2 protein-coding genes are annotated in these 1,567 nt (G+C 35.3%); one reads left to right on the forward strand and one right to left on the reverse strand.

Going from position 1 to position 1,567, the window contains the following annotated elements; translation table 11 throughout:
- The first annotated feature begins 52 nt into the window (after positions 1-52).
- On the forward strand, positions 53-577 hold the full coding sequence (locus tag GO685_RS05185) for a TIGR02281 family clan AA aspartic protease (protein ID WP_175937862.1): 525 nt from the start codon (positions 53-55) through the stop codon (positions 575-577).
- Here the strand turns inward: GO685_RS05185 and secF are convergent.
- Positions 554-1,435 (reverse strand): protein translocase subunit SecF, encoded by an 882-nt coding sequence (gene secF / locus GO685_RS05190; RefSeq protein WP_175937863.1) that lies wholly within the window; start codon positions 1,433-1,435, stop codon positions 554-556. The two genes, GO685_RS05185 and secF, sit on opposite strands and share 24 nt — an antisense overlap.
- Between the last annotated feature and the right edge of the window lie 132 nt (positions 1,436-1,567).

Genomic DNA, 1,567 nt, shown 5'->3' on the forward strand with positions numbered 1-1,567 from the left:
ACAAGACTGCTGAGGTTTTTATGGGTTTTTTAAACTTCGTTGGTTCTCTCATATGGCTTCTCTAAAATTTTGTTCACAGAGACTAGTTATTTGGCTACTGATAATAGTTATTACCGCAATGTTTATCGACTCACAAGGAGACAAACTAAGCAATAGATTTCTCAGCACTTTTTTACCATATAGGGGAAGGATCCAAAATGGTGGAAGTGTCGAATTTACGAAATCATATGATGGACACTTTTATATTCAAGCTCAAGTTAATGGTCGCAATATAACGTTTTTGCTCGACACCGGTGCAACTGATATTGTTCTGTCGCAAAAGGATGCAATAAATGCCGGTATTAATCCGCAGAATATTCAAGATTTTAAAATATATGAAACTGCAAAAGGTCAAATAAGAGCTGGAGTGGTTCAAATACCTCAAGTTAAAATAGGAAATTTTTTGATCAATGATGTGCAGGCCAGCGTCAACACTTATTCTATGTCACATTCATTACTTGGAATGAGTTTCTTGAGATATTTTCACTTCACTATAAGAGATAATAAGTTGATATTATACCGCGAATCTGCTTATTAAAGCTCTGCAGGTTAATATAGGAGCAGAGATAAATATTGCAGAACAAGTGCCAATTGCAATACCAAAAAAGATAATCAAGCTGAAGTCTCTGACTGCACCTGTACAAATTAATGTCAAAGGAAGAGCGGCGAGCAGGGTCGTACCCGAGGTTAGGACAGTGCGAAACAATGTAGCGTTAATACTTACATCTACCATTTCATTTATATGTCTGTCTTTACCACTTTTTTGATATTCTCGAATTCGATCATATATAACTACTGAATTATTGATTGAATAACCAATTACAGTGAGGAGAGCTGCAACTGATGAAATATTAAACTCAATGCCAGTCAGGCTAATAAAACCGACGGTTAAAATCACGTCATGGACCAGTGCTATTATTCCACCAAACCCACATTGCCAATTAAATCTGAGCCAAACGTAGAAAAATATTCCAACGATTGCAATTAACATGGACAATATTCCTTCAAATATCTGTGTTGAGCTTATTTGGGGACCAACATAGTCTATCTTACGATAGCTTATTGAACCACCCAGTTTTTCTTCTAGTATGCTTTTTATCTTTTTAATTTTATCCTCATCTCCTTCCTCTTTAAAACGCATGACTAAATTGTCACCTGCTTTTGAACTCTGCACCGTAAAGCCATTTTCTTTCAATACATCAAGAATAGTACGATCTTCGCTCGAAGATTTTATTTCCATCAAGATTCCACCTGTAAAGTCTATGCCTAAATTCACTCCTCGTAGCACAACAGTGAGTATTGAAAAAATGATCAGAATAATACTAATGAGTGCAGTCAACTTTCTATATTTACTAAATTTGATATCGAGGTTGTCTGGAATAAGTCTAACTGCCATGTTCTTTGCTTAAACTTAAATTTTATATACTTTTCAGAAGATTCACTAGTCTCTGTGAACAAAATTTTAGAGAAGCCATATGAGAGAACCAACGAAGTTTAAAAAACCCATAAAAACCTCAGCAGTCTTGTC

It is taken from the genome of Wolbachia endosymbiont of Madathamugadia hiepei (genome assembly GCF_013366855.1).
In the GTDB taxonomy this organism is placed as follows: Bacteria; Pseudomonadota; Alphaproteobacteria; order Rickettsiales; family Anaplasmataceae; genus Wolbachia.

Bases quoted from the DNA above. Each gene is read 5' to 3' on its own strand.
- GO685_RS05185 (WP_175937862.1), top strand. From the start codon at position 53: ATGGCTTCTCTAAAATTTTGTTCACAGAGACTAGTTATTTGGCTACTG.
- secF (WP_175937863.1), bottom strand. From the start codon at position 1,435: ATGGCAGTTAGACTTATTCCAGACAACCTCGATATCAAATTTAGTAAA.